The sequence below is a fragment of the Paraburkholderia sp. LEh10 genome (assembly GCF_017814945.1).
Taxonomy (GTDB): domain Bacteria; phylum Pseudomonadota; class Gammaproteobacteria; order Burkholderiales; family Burkholderiaceae; genus Paraburkholderia.
Genome location: NZ_JAGIPX010000022.1, coordinates 112,488 through 130,087 on the forward strand (window position 1 = coordinate 112,488; position 17,600 = coordinate 130,087).

At 59.6% G+C, this 17,600-nt stretch carries 19 protein-coding genes and 2 pseudogenes; 12 read left to right on the forward strand and 9 right to left on the reverse strand.

Going from position 1 to position 17,600, the window contains the following annotated elements:
* Positions 1-11: 11 nt before the first annotated feature.
* Together mraZ and coq7 are read right to left on the reverse strand one after the other, a co-directional pair.
* Complete coding sequence (mraZ, locus tag J8I87_RS19815; protein WP_209933459.1) at positions 12-440, reverse strand: division/cell wall cluster transcriptional repressor MraZ; 429 nt, start codon at positions 438-440, stop codon at positions 12-14.
* Positions 441-844: 404 nt separating this feature from the next.
* Complete coding sequence (gene coq7, locus J8I87_RS19820; RefSeq protein WP_209933461.1) at positions 845-1,474, reverse strand: 2-polyprenyl-3-methyl-6-methoxy-1,4-benzoquinone monooxygenase; 630 nt, start codon at positions 1,472-1,474, stop codon at positions 845-847.
* On the opposite strand from coq7, the gene J8I87_RS19825 reads away from it, so the two are divergent.
* The gene (locus J8I87_RS19825; RefSeq protein WP_209933479.1) at positions 1,407-1,592 is read left to right on the forward strand and encodes a hypothetical protein; all 186 of its coding nucleotides are present in this window, start codon (positions 1,407-1,409) and stop codon (positions 1,590-1,592) included. The genes coq7 and J8I87_RS19825 overlap by 68 nt on opposite strands.
* A gap of 172 nt (positions 1,593-1,764) precedes the next feature.
* Positions 1,765-2,967 carry a porin gene (locus J8I87_RS19830; protein WP_209933462.1) on the forward strand — a complete coding sequence of 401 codons (1,203 nt, stop codon included), beginning with the start codon at positions 1,765-1,767 and terminating at the stop codon, positions 2,965-2,967.
* A gap of 204 nt (positions 2,968-3,171) precedes the next feature.
* Here the strand turns inward: J8I87_RS19830 and J8I87_RS19835 are convergent, their stop codons facing one another.
* Together J8I87_RS19835 and J8I87_RS19840 are read right to left on the reverse strand one after the other, a co-directional pair.
* Positions 3,172-4,845: a long-chain fatty acid--CoA ligase gene (locus J8I87_RS19835; RefSeq protein WP_209933463.1), complete on the reverse strand. Its 1,674-nt coding sequence runs from the start codon at positions 4,843-4,845 to the stop codon at positions 3,172-3,174.
* Between the two features lie 165 nt (positions 4,846-5,010).
* Positions 5,011-7,089, reverse strand: a complete 2,079-nt coding sequence (locus tag J8I87_RS19840; protein WP_209933464.1) for a molybdopterin-dependent oxidoreductase — start codon at positions 7,087-7,089, stop codon at positions 5,011-5,013.
* A gap of 170 nt (positions 7,090-7,259) precedes the next feature.
* Here J8I87_RS19840 and J8I87_RS19845 point away from each other — a divergent pair, with 170 nt between their 5' ends.
* The 3 genes from J8I87_RS19845 (at position 7,260) to tnpB (J8I87_RS19855) (ending at position 9,216) form a co-directional block, all read left to right on the forward strand.
* Positions 7,260-8,453: a M20 aminoacylase family protein gene (locus J8I87_RS19845; RefSeq protein WP_209933465.1), complete on the forward strand. Its 1,194-nt coding sequence runs from the start codon at positions 7,260-7,262 to the stop codon at positions 8,451-8,453.
* A 140-nt stretch (positions 8,454-8,593) separates the two neighbouring features.
* On the forward strand, positions 8,594-9,010 hold the full coding sequence (gene tnpA, locus J8I87_RS19850; protein WP_245254026.1) for an IS66-like element accessory protein TnpA: 417 nt from the start codon (positions 8,594-8,596) through the stop codon (positions 9,008-9,010).
* Positions 9,007-9,216, forward strand: a complete 210-nt coding sequence (gene tnpB / locus J8I87_RS19855; RefSeq protein ID WP_209933469.1) for an IS66 family insertion sequence element accessory protein TnpB — start codon at positions 9,007-9,009, stop codon at positions 9,214-9,216. The genes tnpA and tnpB (J8I87_RS19855) overlap by 4 nt, the downstream gene beginning before the upstream one ends.
* Positions 9,217-9,247: 31 nt before the next feature.
* On the opposite strand, the gene J8I87_RS44805 is transcribed toward tnpB (J8I87_RS19855), so the two are convergent.
* Both J8I87_RS44805 and J8I87_RS44810 read right to left on the reverse strand, forming a co-directional pair.
* The gene (locus J8I87_RS44805; protein ID WP_245254036.1) at positions 9,248-9,769 is read right to left on the reverse strand and encodes a hypothetical protein; all 522 of its coding nucleotides are present in this window, start codon (positions 9,767-9,769) and stop codon (positions 9,248-9,250) included.
* A gap of 488 nt (positions 9,770-10,257) precedes the next feature.
* Positions 10,258-11,001: pseudogene (locus J8I87_RS44810) on the reverse strand (recombinase family protein); the annotation flags it as partial.
* A gap of 138 nt (positions 11,002-11,139) precedes the next feature.
* On the opposite strand from J8I87_RS44810, the gene J8I87_RS19865 reads away from it, so the two are divergent.
* The 3 genes from J8I87_RS19865 to J8I87_RS19875 are packed head-to-tail and all read left to right on the forward strand — an operon-like array spanning position 11,140 to position 14,374.
* Positions 11,140-12,381, forward strand: a complete 1,242-nt coding sequence (locus tag J8I87_RS19865) for a site-specific integrase (protein WP_209933471.1) — start codon at positions 11,140-11,142, stop codon at positions 12,379-12,381.
* Positions 12,378-13,358, forward strand: a complete 981-nt coding sequence (locus J8I87_RS19870; RefSeq protein WP_209933472.1) for a tyrosine-type recombinase/integrase — start codon at positions 12,378-12,380, stop codon at positions 13,356-13,358. Before J8I87_RS19865 ends, J8I87_RS19870 begins: the two co-directional genes overlap by 4 nt.
* Positions 13,355-14,374, forward strand: a complete 1,020-nt coding sequence (locus J8I87_RS19875; protein ID WP_209933473.1) for a site-specific integrase — start codon at positions 13,355-13,357, stop codon at positions 14,372-14,374. Before J8I87_RS19870 ends, J8I87_RS19875 begins: the two co-directional genes overlap by 4 nt.
* 90 nt (positions 14,375-14,464) lie before the next feature.
* On the opposite strand, the gene J8I87_RS19880 is transcribed toward J8I87_RS19875, so the two are convergent.
* The 3 genes from J8I87_RS19880 to J8I87_RS46335 form a co-directional block, all read right to left on the reverse strand.
* A complete protein-coding gene (locus J8I87_RS19880; RefSeq protein WP_313065178.1) occupies positions 14,465-14,830 on the reverse strand; it encodes a recombinase family protein in 366 nt (121 codons plus the stop codon).
* Positions 14,831-15,116: 286 nt separating this feature from the next.
* Complete coding sequence (locus J8I87_RS19885; RefSeq protein ID WP_063494968.1) at positions 15,117-15,581, reverse strand: helix-turn-helix domain-containing protein; 465 nt, start codon at positions 15,579-15,581, stop codon at positions 15,117-15,119.
* 181 nt (positions 15,582-15,762) lie between these two features.
* Entirely contained in the window at positions 15,763-16,071 is a 309-nt protein-coding gene (locus J8I87_RS46335; RefSeq protein WP_409518773.1) for a DUF5372 family protein, read from the reverse strand.
* On the opposite strand from J8I87_RS46335, the gene tnpB (J8I87_RS44815) reads away from it, so the two are divergent.
* From tnpB (J8I87_RS44815) to J8I87_RS45705, 4 genes and pseudogenes are all read left to right on the forward strand, one after another.
* Positions 16,056-16,220: an IS66 family insertion sequence element accessory protein TnpB gene (tnpB, locus tag J8I87_RS44815; RefSeq protein ID WP_409518774.1), complete on the forward strand. Its 165-nt coding sequence runs from the start codon at positions 16,056-16,058 to the stop codon at positions 16,218-16,220. The two genes, J8I87_RS46335 and tnpB (J8I87_RS44815), sit on opposite strands and share 16 nt — an antisense overlap.
* A 447-nt stretch (positions 16,221-16,667) precedes the next feature.
* Positions 16,668-16,979 (forward strand): annotated as a pseudogene (locus J8I87_RS45695) (transposase); the annotation flags it as partial.
* A gap of 86 nt (positions 16,980-17,065) precedes the next feature.
* Entirely contained in the window at positions 17,066-17,362 is a 297-nt protein-coding gene (locus J8I87_RS45700) for a transposase (protein ID WP_313065190.1), read from the forward strand.
* Positions 17,311-17,556 (forward strand): transposase, encoded by a 246-nt coding sequence (locus tag J8I87_RS45705; RefSeq protein WP_313065184.1) that lies wholly within the window; start codon positions 17,311-17,313, stop codon positions 17,554-17,556. Before J8I87_RS45700 ends, J8I87_RS45705 begins: the two co-directional genes overlap by 52 nt.
* Positions 17,557-17,600 lie beyond the last annotated feature (44 nt).

Here is a 17,600-nt window from a genome sequence, read left to right on the forward strand (position 1 = left end):
ATTACCTGCGCTCAGAATGTGAAGTTCTTCAGAGACTCGGGCATGCCCTGCGACATGGCCGCCTGTTCCTGCGCGTCGTAGGTTTCCTTGTCCCAGATCTCGAACCTGCTTCCCATTCCCAACAACATCACTTCTTTTTCCAGCTTTGCGGCCTGGCGCAATTCCGGCGCGATCAGCACGCGGCCGGCCGTATCCAGTTCGACATCCATTGCGCTGCCGAGAAAGATGCGTTGAAACCACTTGGCGTCCATCGGCAGGTTGACGATCTTGGCGCGAAACACTTCCCACTCGGGGCGCGGAAACAGCAACAGGCAGCCATCGGGATGCCTGGTGATGGTCATCCGTCCTTCTGCCTGTCCTTGCAGCGCATCCCGATAGCGAGACGGGACGGACATCCGTCCCTTCGCATCGAGTGTCAGCGCCGACGCCCCTTGGAACACTTCGCTCCCCTTGTGTCAGGGCGTTGAAAGATGTCGCCCGATTTCGGAAATTTACCGGAGAAAGCGCGTCGGATCACACAAAAATACACTTTCTCACACTGTCTCCCACTTTAGAGGAACCCCTAACACCGGTCAAGGGAGAGTCGCGGTTTTTTGACGAATTTTGTTTGCTAGAACAAGGACTTAGCGCCGCTTGCTCACACCGCGCCTAAAAATAGAAAATCGTTATAAATGAATGGGCTACTGAATCTTGTGAAGGTGATACGTGAAAAGTGCGAGGGAAAAGCGTGGAATGAAAGCGTTCCGGGAGGACGAAAAGCGCGGGACGAACGAGGAGTTGGAGCGATTTTCCGGGGCAGCGCGGCGAGCGCCGCCCACTTTAAACAGTTTTGCTTTGAATCAGTTCAAACGTGGTACGCGGTGCGGGTCATGATCTTCGATGCCGCACGCATCAGCGCGCGCGCCGGAAACGGCAACTCAATGCCGCCCGCATCCGTCGCGGCCTTGCCGTGCGCAGCTTCGTCGACGCGCATCTGCTCAACGATCGCGCGCGATTCGTGATCGCCTTCCGGGAGCGTCGTCAGGTGGCCATCGAGATGCAGTTCCACCTGCCGCTCCGTTTCCGCCATGAACCCGAGGCTCACGCGATCGCCAAGACGGCCGGCCGCGAAGCCGATCGCGAGGGCGCCAGCATACCAGATAGGATTAAGCAGACTCGGACGCGAATCGAGCGCCTCGAGACGCTTGTACGTCCACGCGAGGTGATCCTCCTCTTCGCGCGCGGCCCGCTCGAAGGCCTGCTTGAGCGCCGGTGAACGGGTCGCGAGTTTCTGCGCCTGATACAACGCCTGCGCGCACACCTCGCCGACATGATTCACACGCATCAATCCCGCGGCATGCGCGCGCTCTTCTTCAGTCAGTTCGACAGGCTCGGCGAACGCGGGCGGAACAGGGAGCGGCCGGGACATGCGCGATATCCCGGTCATTGAGCGTAAACCCCGATCGAACTCAGTAATCAATTCATCAAGCAGCATTCTGGCCTCCACACTCCGGCGCGTGACCCGCTTCGTGCAAAGCCTTGTCAATCAAGGGTTTGCGGCTGACGACCAGAAAATTTTCGAAGCGTTTCCGACAGCCGGTTTTCGATTTTAGACCATGTTGCGTAAACGAAACAGCGGCTTGGCGGCCGCCCTGCTTTTTCTTTGTTCACTTAGGTCTCTTTGTTACATTACGTGCAACTTCTTGAGGAAGTTACGCAAGGCCGCAACGCAGATAAATATTTGCCTTGTCTGAAAATAATTCGCAAATCCTTGGAGATTTTTCGATGAAAAAGTCGCTTCTCGCTCTTGCAGCAATGGGCGCGTTTGCTGGCGTCGCTCACGCTCAGAGCAGCGTGACGCTGTACGGCATCATTGATGAAGGTTTTAACTATACGAGCAACGTGCAGACGGCAGCGGGCGCGGGCCGTTCGGGTCAGCACCTGTACAACCTGTCGAGCGGCGTTCTGCAAGGCAGCCGTTGGGGCCTGCGCGGCACCGAAGATCTCGGTGGCGGCCTGAAGACGGTCTTCGTGCTGGAAAGCGGCTTTGACGTGAACACCGGCAGGCAGGGTCAAGGCGGCGCGCTGTTCGGCCGTCAAGCTTATGTCGGTCTGTCGAGCCAGTTCGGCACGGTTACGCTGGGCCGCCAGTATGACTCCGTGGTCGACTACGTCGGTCCGCTGGAAGCGGGCGACCAGTGGGGTGGCTACATCGCCGCTCACCCGGACGACCTGGACAACTTCAACAACGCAAACCGCGTGAACAATGCAATCAAGTTCACGAGCGCGAACTACGCAGGCCTGACGTTCGGCGGCATGTACAGCGTTGGCGGCGTTGCAGGCGCAACGGGCCGAAACCAGATCTGGTCGTTGGGCGCAGGCTACAACAACGGTCCGCTCGTGTTGGGCGCTGGCTACTTGAACGTCCGCGACCCGAACACGTCGTTCTGGGGCAACGTGCCGAGCAGCGGCGCAAACCCGACGAACAACATCGGCAAGGTCACTGGCGTGCAGAGCAACCCGGTTATCTCGGGCTTTGCTTCGGCTAGCTCGTACCACGTCGCTGGTGCAGGCGGCGCATATACGTTCGGCGCAGCAACGGTCGGTCTGACGTACTCGTACATCCAGTTCGGCAACCTCGGTGCAGCGAACGTTGCGGCTCCGGCTTACCGCGGCACGGCAACGTTCAACAACGGCGAAATCAACTTCAAGTATCAGTTGACGCCGGCTCTCGTGCTGGGCGCCATGTACGACTACACGCGCCTCGCGGACTTCAACGGTCATGGCGGCGGTCACTACAACCAGGGCGCACTGGGCGCGGACTACTTCCTGTCGAAGCGCACGGACGTCTACCTGATCGGCGTTTACCAGCACGCTTCGGGCACGGACTCGACGGGCCAGCAGGCAGTTGCTTCGATCAACGGCCTTACGCCGTCGAACGCGAACCACCAGACGACGGTTCGCGTAGGTATCCGCCACAAGTTCTAATAAGTCGTGAAATCGTAGTTACCCTCGAGGGCGCCTGCGGGCGCCCTTTTTTATTTGAGCTCGCGCCATCGCGTTGCGGTTGATCCCGTTGCGGCGGCGTCAATAGAAACGGCCCAACGGCGCGTCATCCGTTGGGCCGTCCTGTTGTTTCGGCATGCCGACGGTTGCCCGTCTAGGCGCCGACTGGTCTCCCCCGCCTGCTCTTCATGCCCGGCCGTCGCGCAGCTCGCGGCGCAAGATCTTGCCGACGTTGCTCTTCGGCAGCTCCTTGCGAAACTCGACGATGCGCGGCCGCTTGTATCCTGTCAGCTGTTCCTTGCAGAACGCGAAGATGTCGGTGTCGGTGATCGCTTCGTCCTTCTTCACGATGAAGAGCTTCACGGCTTCGCCCGAATGCTGGTCCGGCACACCGACGGCCGCCACTTCGAAGACGCCCGGATGCTTCGCGACCACATCCTCGATTTCGTTCGGATAAACGTTGAAGCCCGACACGAGAATCATGTCCTTTTTGCGATCGACGATCTTCACAAAGCCGTCTTCGTTGATGACCGCGATGTCGCCGGAGCGGAAGAAGCCATCGGCCGTCATCACCTTCGCCGTTTCGTCCGGACGGTGCCAGTAGCCCGCCATCACCTGCGGACCGCGGATGCACAGCTCGCCTGCCTGTCCAAGCGGCAGTTCGTTGCCTTCGTCGTCGCGGATCGACACTTCCGTCGACGGCAGCGGCAGCCCGATCGTGCCACTGTATTCGGTGACCGTCGTCGGATTGCACGTCACGCACGGCGACGTCTCCGACAAGCCGTAGCCCTCGACGATCGGCGCGTGCGTGCGCTCGAACCAGCGGTTCGCGACGGCTTCCTGCACGGCCATCCCGCCGGCATTCGCGACCAGCAGGTTCGAGAAATCGAGGCGGGAGAAATCCGGATGATTGAGCATCGCGTTGTACAGCGTGTTCACGGCGGGGAACGTCGTGATTTTGTAGCCGTGCAGCGACTTGATCATGCCCGCTATGTCCCGTGGATTCGGAATCAGCACGCCAAGCCCGCCCGTGCGGATCGTCAGCAGACCGCATACGGTCAGCGCGAACACGTGGTACAGCGGCAGTGCGACGACGGTCACGTACTGATCGATAGCGCCCCGCTTCTGACGCGCCGGTTCGAGCCACACATGCGACTGCAGCACGTTCGCAACCAGGTTGCGGTGCAGGAGCGTCGCGCCTTTTGCGACGCCCGTCGTGCCACCCGTGTATTGAAGGAACGCGATGTCGTCGGGACGTTGCATCACAGGCGTGAAGGTGCTGCGCGCGCCTTCGGACATCGCGTCGTTGAAGCGCACGTGTCCTGGCAGACTCCACTCCGGCACCATCTTCTTCACGCGGCGCACGACGAAGTTGACGAGCCAGCCCTTCGCGCCCATCAGATCGCCCATCGACGCGACGACGACGTGTTTGATCGACGTATTGCGCGCGATAGCCTGCAACGTAACGGCAAAATTCTCGAGCAGGATGATCGCTTCGGCGCCGCTGTCCTTGAGCTGGTGTTCCAGTTCGCGCGGCGTGTACAGCGGATTCACGTTCACCACCACATAGCCCGCGCGCAGGATCGCGGCGATCGCGACGGGATACTGGAGGACATTCGGCATCATGATCGCGATGCGCGCACCACGCGCGATGCCTTTTGACTGAAACCATGCGGCGAGACAGGTCGACAGCTTATCGAGTTCGCCGTACGTGATCTGCTTGCCCATGCAGGCGAACGCCGGCCTCGCGCGATACATGCGAAAGCTCTCTTCCATCAACGCGGTAACCGACTCGTATTGGGTCGGATCGATCTGTTTGGGCACGCCAGGCGGATACGATTTCAGCCAGACTTTTTCCATGCGGCGTCTCCTCCGTTATTTTCGAATGGTCGTGCTAAAGGGCGCATCGTAGCATGCGCCCACGCTTGACAATTCGGGGTTAGCCCCCGGTTAGACGATGCACTCGAAAGCGCCGGCCGGGAGACGGATGCGCCGCGGGAAACCCGCCGCGCTCAGGGATGGGACTCAGGCTCGTTCGACCTCGACGAGACAGTCATAGAAAGTAGCCGAGCCACCGAGGTCGGTCAGCGCCTGGCTCGTGACCTGGTTTGCGTTGCGGCCGTCGGGCGCAAGCTTTTTCCACCAGATCGACAAGCCGACGACGAGCCCCGCGCGCGCCTTGTCGGTGATGCGCGCGCGGGCCTGCATCGAGCCACGGTCGTTGAAGATGCGCACCTGTTCGCCGTCGTTGATACCACGTTCGGCGGCATCCGCGGGATGGATGTCGAGATGCGGCTCGCCTTCCGTTGCGCGCAGGCTCTCGACGTTCACGAAGGTGCTATTGAGGAAATTGCGCGCGGGCGGGGAAATCATTGCGAGCGGGTATCGCGCGGCAAGCTCCGGCGACCCGTCAGCCGATTCGTACGGCGGCAGATAGTCGGGTACGGGCTCGAGGCCCGCTTGCGCAAGGCTCTCGCTGTAGAACTCGCATTTGCCTGACGGCGTGCGAAATCCGCCGTTCGCGAACGGTGCGTCGGGCAGATTCAGCTTTGCCCAGCCGTCGCGCTTCAACGTCTCCCACGTGACGCCTTCCAGCAGCGGATCGTGCCAGCGAAACGCCGACGACGCGACAGCCTCGTCACTTTCAAACAGCGCCGGTTCGTCAAGACCCATCGAGCGCGCGATGCCACGGAAAATTTCGGTGTTCGGGCGCGCGCCGCGGACGGGTGAAATCGCCGGCAAGTTGACCATCACGTGCGTGTGCCCGTACGACTTGTGGACGTCGAGATGCTCGAGCTGGGTCGTGGCGGGAAGCAACAGGTCGGCGTAGTCGGCGGTATCGGTCTGGAAGTGTTCGAGGACGATCGTGAACAAATCCTCGCGTGCAAAACCGGCCGCCACGCGTTCGGAATCCGGCGCCACGGCAACGGGATTCGAGTTGTAGACGACGATCGCCTCGATCTTCGCGCCAAACCCGTCGCCGCCCGGATTGCACAGCGCATTGCCGATCTCGTTCATATTGACGACGCGCGGTTGTTTCGACGGCCAGCCGGGCATGAGATCGGGCCTCGACAACGCGTGCGAATCGACAGGTGCCCAGCCCGACGACGACAGCAACAGTCCACCTGCACGCTCGCGCCACGCGCCCGTCAGCGACGGCAGGCAAGCGATTGCGCGGACCGCGTTGCCACCGCCGCGCACGCGTTGCATACCGTAATTCAGTCGAATCGCAGCCTTTTTCGTGCTGCCGTACAGTCGCGCAAGCTCGATGATCATCTCTTCGCCGATACCGCAGATTTCGGCGACGCGCGAAGGCGGATAGTCGAGTGCACGTGCGTTGAGTTGCTCGAAGCCGAGCGTGTGGTCGGCGATATAAGCACGATCGAGCATGTCTTCCGTGATCAGCACGTGCATTATGCCGAGCGCGAGCGCGCCGTCCGTGCCTGGTTTCAGTGCGACGTGCTGATGGCATTTCTCCGCAGTGAGCGAGCGGTACGGATCGATTGCGATCAGACGTGCTCCGCGGCGCTTGGCTTCCTGCGCGTGAGTCCAGAAATGCAGGTTCGACGCGATCGGGTTCGCGCCCCAGATCAGGATGACCTCGCTTTCGGAGAAAAACTCGGTGAGCATGCCGAGGCTCGCGCCGTAGGTATATTTGAGGCCCGCCGCGCCCGCAGCCGCGCAGATCGTCCGGTCGAGTTGTGAGGCGCCGAGCTTATGGAAGAACCGCTGCGCAATGCTTTCGCCCTGAACGAAGCCCATCGTGCCCGCGTAGCTGTATGGCAAGATCGCTTCGGGCGCGCGCCGCGCGATTTCCGACAAACGCTCGCCCGCGAGCCGCAGCGCTTCATCCCAGCTGATCGGTTCGAACCGCCCTTCGCCCTTTCGCCCGACACGCCGCATCGGCGTGGTCAGCCGACGCGGATGATGCACCCGCTCTGCATAACGGCTGACCTTCGTACACAGGACGCCTTGCGTCGGCGGATGATCCGGATCGCCAACGACCTTGATCGCGCGACCGTCTTCGACAGTCACACGCATCGCGCACGTGTCGGGGCAATCGTGCGGACAGACAGCGCGTGCAAATTCGGCGGGAGCGTTCATCTCTGTAATGTGAGGGGGCTGCGCAAATGAAGGCATTGATTCTATTACGTCCCAGCCTTCTGATTTGACCCACGGTCGTCAAAAATAGGGAACGGCGTAGAATCGATCGTGACCTTCTCCGGAATCGACTGTCCGGATCACACAGTTCACTGCCAGACACTCAATCCATCATGAAACTGATCCCTGAAATCCAAGCTGCTCGAGGCGAAATACAGACTCTCCGACGAACGATCCATGCCAATCCAGAATTGCGATACGAGGAGATGCAAACAGCGTCGCTGGTCGCGAAGACGTTGGCGGGGTGGGGCATCGAAGTGCATGAGGGCATCGGAAAGACCGGGGTTGTGGGCGTGCTCAAGCGGGGCACGGGAACGAAATCGATCGGCTTGCGTGCCGACATGGATGCGCTGCCGATCCATGAAATGAATACCTTCGAACACCGCTCGAAAAACGAAGGGAAAATGCATGCTTGCGGGCACGACGGACATACTGCGATGCTGCTCGGCGCAGCGCGGTATCTGGCCAAGGCGGGCGATTTCGACGGCACGATCGTGTTCATCTTTCAGCCGGCGGAAGAAGGTGGCGCTGGCGCGCAAGCGATGATCGATGACGGGCTTTTCACGCGCTTTCCCGTCGATGCCGTCTTCGGCATACATAACTGGCCGGGCATGCCGGCGGGGCACTTCGGTGTGACTGAAGGCCCGATCATGGCTTCTAGCAACGAATTTCGCATCGAAATCAAAGGTGTCGGATCGCACGCGGCGCTACCGCATAACGGGCGCGACCCGGTGTTCACTGCGGTGCAGATCGCGAACGGCCTGCAAAGCATCATCACGCGCAATAAGAAGCCGCTCGATACTGCGGTCTTGTCGATCACGCAGATTCATGCCGGCGATGCAGTGAACGTCGTGCCGGATCATGCGTGGATCGCCGGCACAGTCAGGACTTTTACGACGGAGACGCTCGATCTGATCGAGGCCCGCATGCGAAAAATCGTTGAAAGCACTGCCGAGGCGTATGACTGCGCCGTCGACATCGCTTTTCACCGCAACTATCCGCCGACGATCAACAGTGGCGAGGAAGCGCGATTTGCGGCATCGGTGATGAAGGAGATTGTCGGCGATGAAAACGTCGACGATGCGGTTGAACCGACGATGGGTGCCGAAGACTTTTCGTTCATGTTGCTCGCCAAGCCAGGGTGCTATGCGTTTCTTGGAAATGGCGACGGCGGCCATCGCGAGTCAGGCCATGGCGCTGGGCCGTGTATGTTGCATAACGCAAGCTACGATTTCAACGACGATTTGCTGCCGGTTGGATCGACTTACTGGGTTCGATTGGCGCAGAAGTTTCTGGCAGTGAAGTGATGAGGCAGTGAATCGGCGGTACCGAGATTTCCAGTTCGGAGCGGCCCCGGTTCGGAGTAAGCGTCATTTCGTGGCTGCATGGACAGAGCTGAAGCCGGTGTCCAAAGTGATGTCCGTTACTTCAAGTGGTGGGGACTACTTTGGACACACGGTATGCGCCATCGAACCGCAAGGGCCGACCGAACTACACACCGGAGTACCGACGGCAAGTTGCCGTCGCGGCGTGCGAGCCGGGTATTTCGGTGGCCAAGCTCGCGCAGGCGCACGGACTGAATCCCAATATGGTGTTCAAGTGGCGCGGGCAACTGCGGGCGGGCCTGTTTGACGGGGTGGCGTGCGGCGCAGCGGTATTGCTGCCCGTTACGCTACCTGATGCACCGACAGGCGAGACCGCGGAACCGGCGTCGCTCGCTCTACAGCCTGTCGAGCCCCATCGCGAGAGCGTACCGGCAGCGTCGGGCATTGAGATCGAACTGAACGGTGCCCGTGTGCGCGTCACGGGTATTGTCGATCCAGTGCAGTTGTGCCTCGTGCTGCGCTGCCTGATGCCAGCATGATTGCGCCGCCAAGCGGTACCCGCGTATGGCTGGCGGCGGGCGTTACCGATATGCGCCGTGGCATGGATGGACTTCCCGCACTGGTGCAGTCAGCACTCGGACGCGATCCCTTCTCGGGCCACATCTTTCTGTTTCGCGGGCGTCGCGGCGATCTCATCAAGATTTTATGGTGGAGTGGCGACGGCATGAACCTGTACGCGAACTAGCTGGATTCATACTGCAACTCCTTTTCTTGGATCAGAGCGTTTTGGATGCTGCACTCGCTCGCGCCGCTGTCGCGCGGTCAGTGAGTCGATCCCATCTGCTGCTGTGCTTCACAGGCAGGTGGGAATCCGGGACTTCATAGAGGAACGCATAATCGTTGTAGGCGTGTCGTTTGACAAGGCCGTATTCGACCCACCTGGTGAGTGTTGCTTCGTGGATGCCGAGTCGAGCTGCAGCCTCGAGTTTTGTGAGCATGCCGCGGTCGCGCAGTCTGTCGCGGCGGGATGGAAGTCCGTATCGCTGTGCGATGTATGAGACGCGCAGCGCGTCGAACCGAATGTTCGCCTTACCTGGACGGACACAACCGCCGGGACGGATGCCCCGATCATTAAGGAGCTGCGCAATCTGAGAGCATGTATGGTCATCGAGAAGCTTGTCGATGAGCTCGAGGACCTCTGGCTGGGTTTTGACCTGTTGTGCAGATGTTTTGGGATTCTGCGCCGTGAGCGTTTCAGTCTGCCGGCCTTGAAGCGAACGTGAATCTTCGTTGTCCATTTGCCTGGAAGTTTGAGCAGTGTGACGTCCTCGACGATGTAGGCTAGCAGCCGCTTTCGCTCTCGATTCGCCAGCGATGGATCACGCCAAAGAGTTTTGAAGTCCGCTGTCATTGCGACGAGCCGGTCGCGGATCGCGTCGTCGAGTATGAGACGCTCCTGCTGCTGGCTATGCTCCCTTTGTTCTCTCGCGTCGGCTAATATGCGCAGCTTGTCGTTCCATTCGTGCTCGAGTGTGTCGGCGACCAGTCGGTTACCTGGGTCGACCAGCATGAATCGCCGTTGCGCAAGATCTGCATCGAACTGGGCGCGTTCGATAGCGCGCAAGCGTAATCGGTCGGCTTCATCGTGACGCGCTTCGATTTCCCTGCGTATCTCCCATGCCAACTCAACGGCAGCCGGAGTCATCGACGCGACGACCAGTGCACCAACGGCTTCATCGATCGGTGCTCCGGCGATCGACTGGCAGGTAGGTTCTCCATGAGCACCTTGTGCTCGGTCGCAGACATACCAGGCTTCCTGTCGTCCGCGTCGCGTAGCGTATCGGAGCCGGAGGTGCCGGCCACAACGTCCGCAGACGGCGCGGCCCTGCAGTAGAGCAGCTCCCTCGCGAGGTGGCGACGATCGCGCAACTTTGTACCCACGACCATTCGTCTCCAGAACCGTAAGGTTCTGCTGGAACTGCTCCCACGTAATGTAACCAGGATGGGCGTCCGGGATACATGCAAGCCAGTCATTGCGATCACGCTTTCTCGGCACTTTCCGCCCGTCTGCGAGTTTGCGATAGTGCCTCCGGCCGTAGGCGTAAGCGCCTGCGTAGCGCGGATTGTTCAACATGCGAAGTGCCGTCGACGCGGTGAGGTGCTGGAAGACCAGGAACTTCGCGTTGCGCATACGGGATGGAAACAGGAGGCCTTCCTTCTTGAAGACCTTGACAGTCTGGCTGGCAGAGCCGACTCGCAAGAACGTCTCAAAGAAGTATGTGATGGTCTCTCTGACCTGGGAATCTGGGTCAAGCACTACGTTACCAAGGTCGTCATATACGAAGCCGGTCGGTAGCAGGCACCGATACTCGCCTCGATTCACCTTGTTCAGAATGCCGCCTCGGAGTCGCGCTTTGAGAACATGGAGTTCGGCTTCACTCATTGTTCCCTTGAGCCCAAGCAGGAGCCGGTCATTGAAGCTTGCTGGATCGTATATCCCGTCTTCGTCGAGAAATGACCGGCCGGTCATTTCTCGACTAATGTCGACAGGTTGGTAATGTGCAGCGAATCGCTCTTCTGTTTGCCAGGTACCGAATTTTAGGGCAAGGACTTCACATTAGTGCAATGATCAGAATCCCCTTTTTCGTTCACTGGAAAGGAGATTCTGATGATCCGCGAGCTTCTGCCCACGGCCTATGCACGACATCTCTCCTTGCCGCTGCTCGGCCCAATTCTTGACGATTTTGATGACTGGCTCGTCCTGCAGGGATATCGGTTCAACTCCCGCCAATGCTATCTGCTTCGCTGTACGGCGATTGATGCGTATTTCCGCAAGCGCCATCGAACTACCCTGGCGTCACTAACTCCAGAAGGCCTGCGCAAGTGTTCGCAGTATTTTCGGCGCCGTCCCGGCGGAATATCCAACACCGTTGGCTGCTTGCAGCGCTTTTTCCAAGATCAGAAGATCGTCGCAGCTCAGATTCCGCGGGCGGATACCCCGTTCGAGGCACCGGTCGCTGCCTACTTGCGGTACTTGAGCGAAGTCAGGGGATTGTCTCGAAGCACCATTGAGCAGCATGAGCACACGGTCTGGCAACTATTGCGTTACCAGCTTGCTTCGGATATCACATTTCGACTGGCTGACTTTACCCAGGCGCATATCGAGCGTTTCATTGTCTACGCGGGCAGTCGATACGGCCGGAGCACACTTCAGCATGTCGTTTCTGATGTTCGCGGCTTCCTGCGATTTCTCGCCCTGCGAAGTGAGGTTCCTCCCGGGCTGGATCAGCAGATTGATACACCGCGAGCCTATCGCCTGGAACACCTGCCGCGGGCTTTGTCGTGGGATACGGTGACAGCACTGCTGGAGTCAATCGATCGCAAGTGTGCCAGTGGGGTGCGCGATTACGCCATCTTCCTGCTAATCGGGACCTACGGACTGCGTGGGTGTGATATCGCTAGCCTGCGGCTGGACGACATCGATTGGCATGCTGGGGAGATTCACATCAACCAGTCTAAAACCAGGCATCCTCTGACCCTTCCCCTGACCGATCCGGTCGCCACGGCTCTTATAGCTTATCTACAGGAGGCTCGCCCTCGCGCATCCTACCGCGAGATTTTTTTGACCGCCATTGCGCCTACCCGGCCTATCACGAGACAGGCCCCCGGTTACGCCTACCGCTTTCGTGTCAGGCAAAGCGGTCTCGTTATCCCGTATCAGGGCGTCCATTGTCTTCGGCATTCCTACGCCGCGCATCTGCTTCACGAAGGCGTCCCGCTCAAGACCATCGGTGACCTGCTCGGTCATCGCAGCACGGAGAGTACCTGCGTATACCTCCGGCTCGATCATGAGGAGCTACGTGAAGTAGCACTGCCACTCCCGGCAATCGGGGAAGAGGTCATATCATGACACAGGCGACCGAAACCTGTCTTTCCTCGTCAATGCGCCGGTACGTCGAGCTAAAGCAGGCACTGGGGCGCGGCTTCGCAAAGGAACGCCGTGTGCTCGAATCCATCGAGGAGTTCATGACCGATACCGGCGCGGTCGATTGGACACAAGGCATATTTGAGGAATGGTGTAGAACGTCGGCTCACCTGTCGCCCACCGTCCGACGCGACCGGATGCGGATCGTGCGCAATTTCTGTCTTTACCTCCAGCGTACCGAACCAGCCTGCTTCGTACCAGATAGAGACGACTTTCCTCGCCCACACCAGCCCGTGCGACCCCACCTCTTTACGGACGCGGAAATCATCCGGCTTTTGCAGGCTGCAGAAGAGCTGAAACCAGTGCCGCGCACTCCCTTGCGTCCCCAGGTGTTCCGCCTCGCACTCGTGCTGCTCAATACCACAGGAATGCGGCGTGGCGAACTGGCGCATCTGACGATTGCGGACTATGACCAGCGCACCAGGAGCTTGCTCGTGCGCGAGAGCAAGTTCTCAAAGTCTCGCTATTTACCGCTTTCGATCGATGCAAGCCAGGAAGTGGAAGCTTACCTATCCACCCGGCAACAACGCCATTTTCCGATGGACGCCGACTCACCGCTGCTGTGGAATTCGTATTGCAATGGATATTCCGGATGGGGCTTGGGAGACGGGATTCGCGAGCTTGTACGTCAAACGGGAATTCGTACATCAGGCGGGCGCTTACCGCGCGTGCATGATATGAGGCACTCCTTCGCAATTCGTGTTCTCCTTCGCTGGTATAAAGCAGGCATCGATGTACAAGTCAAGCTGCCAGCGCTTGCGACCTACATGGGACATGTATCCATCGCGTCGACCGAGTACTACCTTCCGTTTGTTGCCGAGCTTGCCGCTGCGGCGAGTAACCGTTTCGCGGATCGCTACGGCACGCTTGTGCAGCCGTTCTCCCATGGAGGTGCAGCATGAAAGCCTCGTGCCCCAATACCCTGGCGCGCTCAGTGCGCTCATTCTTCAACGAGTATCTGACCGAACAGCGCGGCCTAAGCCGGCATACTGTGCTCAGTTACCGTGATACTATGATTCTCCTCCTGCGCTTCATTGCTGCGTCCCGGCACTGCGATCCAGTGATACTTGATCTGGACGCGATCTCGCCAGAGGCTGTTTTGGGGTTCCTGAACTATCTGGAGCAAGGGCGTCACAACAAGACTTCCTCGCGCAACGTGCGGCTCGCCGCAATTCATGCGTTCTTCCGCTACGTGGCAACCCATGCGCCGGAGAGAATAGAGCAGGCTCAGCGAATTCTGGGAATCCCTTTCAAGCGCACACGAACCGGATCGATCGACTATCTCGAGGAAGACGAAATCCGTGTCATCCTGGAATGTATCGACCGGAACACCCCGCGTGGCCGTCGCGATTACGCATTACTCGCCATCGTGTTTAACACCGGCGCGCGGGCCCAGGAGATCGTCGATTTAAGTGCCTGCGACCTGCAGATCGACCCGCCACCGCAGGTAAGTCTATTCGGCAAGGGACGCAAGCGGAGAATCTGCCCCCTCTGGCCCGAAACGGCACAAGTCATGAAGCAGTTTGCCGAGGAAGTTCATCTTGACATGCGTTCAAATACGCCACTCTTCTGCAATCAGCGAGGGCAGCGGCTCACTCGATCAGGTCTCGCATACATCATGTCGAAGTACTACAAGGCAGCGGCTAGCAAATGTCCGTCCATGGCTAACAAACGACTTCACCCGCACAGCGCCCGGCATAGTACCGCGATGCTATTGCTCAAATCTGGGGTGGACCTCCCATCGATCAGCCACTGGCTCGGTCACGTCAGCATTAACACCACCAATCGATATGCAAGAGCCGACCTGGAAATGAAGCGTCGTGCCATTGCTCGAGCAGGGACACTTGCAAACTCCATCACCCCGCCAGCTTCTTGGCGATCAGACGCCTCCCTCGTTGAGTGGCTCGCTTCCCTGTAGCGCTGCGTTAATAATGGAGAGCCCCGTCGCTCGGACTCTCCACCCCGTCGGCAATGCCATGGCCTACTTCACATTAGAAAATGCTGGACATTAGTCGAGAATCAGCGTATCAGCAAGCGCGCAGATTTCCAGAAGCCGATGCCAGTCAGCATTGTTTCGGGCCAGGCGTGACACCTCCAGGCCCATGACGATGCCTGCGCGGCCCATGCCCACGTCAGTGACCAATCGTTGAAACCCCTCCCGCCAGGACGCCGATGCTCCCGACTCCCCTTGGTCGCTGTCGATAGTGACGATCTGGTCATCACGCCAGCCGAGCGCCGTCGCGCGTCCACGCAGGGCATATTGACGCTTTGTGCTCTCGACGTTCTCGAGGACTTGCCGCATCGACGACTGCCGGACGTAGAGGTAAGCGCTCCGTTCGAGGTGGTGAGGTTGAACTTTAAGGGACGCGTTCACGGTGATCTCCGCTCATTGACCGTCACAGCCATGCCTGCGAGCACGTAGATAAAGCCTTGACGCTCGATTGGCTGAGCGTTCGACGATGACCGAGTTACATTTGGTTCGGGCGGTGCACGCCCCGGAACCATCATGCGTGCCCACGCCCACATCCCTCGCGCAAGGAAGACGCTGAGTCCGCGCCTGGCTTCTACAGGCAAGGCGTGGCCAAGAGCGGCAGAACGCATCACCTCATATTGCGCGGTGATCAGCGCCGACACGGCCGACGGCCAGGCACTGCATCCCGCTATTCCACCGTTTTTTTTACACCGAACGCTCGCTCGATCGTTCTCGGGTGTACATCCAGACCAAATTCTTTGCGAACCAGCTTTGCCAGTTCGCGCGCCCGAAGTGGCTCTCCGGGCGTGTGTTGTAACTTGAGGAACGCCAACACCTCGCCCTGGATCTTGTGCGGACCGTGCGGCCCTCGTTTCCTCGGAACCAGCCCTGCGATTCCTCCTTGCTCGAAGTCCGCCCGCGCCTGATAGAAGGTTGGCCGCGAAACACCATATTCGTCGGAGATCTGCGTTATGGAGGCCTTCTCAACAGAAACGCGACGCAACATCTCGTACTTGACCTGCACAGCGTCATGGGGATCGAAGAATCCACCCTCCTGGAACTTGGCATCGAGAACGTTCGACGGCGTTGGATTCAACGTACCGTCCTCCGCGAGGACATCCGTCTTCGAGCGCTTGCGTTCATTGGGCGGCACATTCACTCCAAATGGTTGCATTTCAATGTAATCAAATTATGCCGCTAAACAGGCTTTGTCAAGCTCTGTGCCGTCTTGTCGTTAACCCTTCTAAAACCTATATATGCCCTACGTTTAAGACAAAGCCCCCGAATTCAGCGGCGTTAATTACCTTACACATGCGGCGTAAATCTCTTTACGGTCAAGTACCGCTCCCCGTACGCCTGTACGAAAGACGTCTCACGAGTAGCGCAAGCTCCATCAAGTCGTTGACCGTGAACAACGCGCGCTCTCGTCCCATAGAGATCTCGGGATCAGGCTCGCTCATATCGGTCCACTTCGGAGGAACGGAGCAATAACTCTTGTCGTCGATGCGCAGTAGGAGACGTCGGCCAGAACGGTTATAGCGTTCACCGACACAAAGAAGTTGCTGTCCGCTGAACGGGTGGAACGGGTGAGTGATGCGGACAAGATGTTCTGTGGCAGCCCCAGAGCCTGCATTTCGAGGTATGTTACAAGCGACTTGAGCGCGGACGCTGCGTGTGGCCGCAGGCGAACTCGGGAACGGTCCATCTATCTGCCGCGCAGTTGTCGATGCTGCTCGAGGGGATTGACTGGCGGCATCCAGAGCAAACGTGGCAGCCAACGCACGCGGGATAACGCAGGGTGCACGAACCCACAAGCGCGTAGGCTTCATTTACACTGGCATGCATGCCAGCCAGCCATCTGCCCGATGACGTCGCCGCCCTCAAGCGCATCGTTGCCTCGCGCGACGAGACCATCGCGCAGTTGCTGGCCGAAATCTCGCGACTGTAGCGGTGGCAGTATGGCCGTTCATCGGAGCGCATGACCGAACTGATGGACCAACCTGCAGCTCACGCTCGGTGAGCTTCCCATTCCTGAATCAACCATGGCCGCAACGGCGAAGGTGTCCGATACCGACGTGACTCCGGATACGTCGGCTACAACGAACTTGTTCCGCTGCGCCGCAAGCCACGGCACTTCCCCGCCGATCTTCCCCGCGAAACGGTTGTTCATGCGCCGACGGATTGTGGATGCGCGGAGTGCGGGCAACAGTTGCGTGCGCTGGGCGAAGACGTCTCGGAGGTGCTCGACTATGCGCCGGGTTACTTCAAGGTACTGCGTCACGTACGTCCGAAGCTGAGCTGCGCGCGCTGTGCTGGAGTGGTGCAGGAGCCGGCACCTTCGCGGCCGATAGCACGCGGAATGGCGCGTGCCGGGTTGCTCGCGCAGGTCGTCGTCGCGAAGTACGCTGACCATACGCCGCTATACCGGCAGGCCGGCATCTATCGCCGCGCGGGCATCGAACTGGACCGGGCAACACTGGCTTCGTGGGTGCGTGAAGCCGCTGCGCTACTGCAGCCGCTGTCCGATGCACTCGGCCGTTACGTGCGCGACGCAGACAAGATCCATACCGACGACACGCCCGTGCCTGTGCTGGAGCCGGGCGTGGCAAGACACGCACGGCGCGCCTGTGGACCTAGGTGCGGGATGACCGCCCGGAAGGAAGCCGCGCACCACCAGCAGTCTGGTACCGGTACTCACGCGACCGCAAAGGTGAGCGCCCTCGGGAACATCTGGCGGGCTGCACGCGAATCCTGCAGGCAGATGCCTTCAGCGGGTATGACGCGCTGTACAAGCTGGACAGCTCACCAATTGCCGAGGAAGCACTGCGCCGCAAGGGGCGCTGTATGCTGTCGAACGCGAGGTTCGCGGCCGGACGCCAGACGTGCGCCTGTCTGCGCGTCAGCAGCGCTCGGCACCATTGCTCGCTGAACTGAAGGCCTGGTTCGAACACACGCTGTCACAGGTATCGACGAAGTCGGGCTGGCGAAGGCGATCAGATACTCGCTGGGGCAACTGGCATGCACTTACACGCTATTGCGAAGACGGGCGCGTCGAGGTGGACAACAATACGGCGGAGCGCGCGATCAGGCCGCTCGCGACGGGGCGTTCATTGTGCACCTCCTTCTGAATCGTCGATAAACATTGGGAGTTGCCCTTCGATGGCGCTGCGAC

Excerpts from the sequence above, each read along its gene's own strand:
- J8I87_RS19825 (WP_209933479.1), top strand. The coding sequence starts at position 1,407 with ATGCGCGATATCCCGGTCATTGAGCGTAAACCCCGATCGAACTCAGTA.
- coq7 (WP_209933461.1), bottom strand. The coding sequence starts at position 1,474 with ATGCTGCTTGATGAATTGATTACTGAGTTCGATCGGGGTTTACGCTCA.
- J8I87_RS19830 (WP_209933462.1), top strand. The coding sequence starts at position 1,765 with ATGAAAAAGTCGCTTCTCGCTCTTGCAGCAATGGGCGCGTTTGCTGGC.
- J8I87_RS19835 (WP_209933463.1), bottom strand. The coding sequence starts at position 4,845 with ATGGAAAAAGTCTGGCTGAAATCGTATCCGCCTGGCGTGCCCAAACAG.
- J8I87_RS19840 (WP_209933464.1), bottom strand. The coding sequence starts at position 7,089 with ATGAACGCTCCCGCCGAATTTGCACGCGCTGTCTGTCCGCACGATTGC.
- J8I87_RS19845 (WP_209933465.1), top strand. The coding sequence starts at position 7,260 with ATGAAACTGATCCCTGAAATCCAAGCTGCTCGAGGCGAAATACAGACT.
- tnpB (WP_209933469.1), top strand. The coding sequence starts at position 9,007 with ATGATTGCGCCGCCAAGCGGTACCCGCGTATGGCTGGCGGCGGGCGTT.
- J8I87_RS44805 (WP_245254036.1), bottom strand. The coding sequence starts at position 9,769 with ATGGACAACGAAGATTCACGTTCGCTTCAAGGCCGGCAGACTGAAACG.
- J8I87_RS19865 (WP_209933471.1), top strand. The coding sequence starts at position 11,140 with ATGATCCGCGAGCTTCTGCCCACGGCCTATGCACGACATCTCTCCTTG.
- J8I87_RS19870 (WP_209933472.1), top strand. The coding sequence starts at position 12,378 with ATGACACAGGCGACCGAAACCTGTCTTTCCTCGTCAATGCGCCGGTAC.
- J8I87_RS19875 (WP_209933473.1), top strand. The coding sequence starts at position 13,355 with ATGAAAGCCTCGTGCCCCAATACCCTGGCGCGCTCAGTGCGCTCATTC.